Annotated in this window: 1 protein-coding gene; it reads right to left on the bottom strand. The window is 68.0% G+C overall.

Annotated elements, in window-relative coordinates; all coding sequences use genetic code 11:
- The coding region (locus tag IF30_RS0140660) for an FG-GAP repeat domain-containing protein (RefSeq protein WP_030248400.1) at nucleotides 1-275 on the bottom strand (275 nt) is incomplete at both ends.

Here is a 275-nt window from a genome sequence, read left to right as displayed (position 1 = left end):
CGTAGGCGTTGACGGAGCCGCCGGAGTTGGTGAGGAGGTAGTCCGCGCGGCCGTCGCCGGTGATGTCCGCGAGGACCACGGCGTTCTGGTTGGTGGTGAGGCCGGTGGCTGTCTGGCCGTAGTTGGTCCAGCCTCCGTGGCCGTCTCCGCCGTTGTTGACGTAGGTGTTGACGGAACCGTTGGGGTTGATGACGCTGTAGTCGGCCCTGCCGTCGCCGTTGATGTCGGCCAGGCGGATCCGGCTCAGGTCGCCGGTCAGCCCGCTGGCGATCTGC

Origin of the sequence: Streptomyces sp. NRRL S-350 (assembly GCF_000719705.1) — a bacterium.
In the GTDB taxonomy this organism is placed as follows: domain Bacteria; phylum Actinomycetota; class Actinomycetes; order Streptomycetales; family Streptomycetaceae; genus Kitasatospora.
This window is presented reverse-complemented; position numbering and strand designations above follow the sequence as displayed.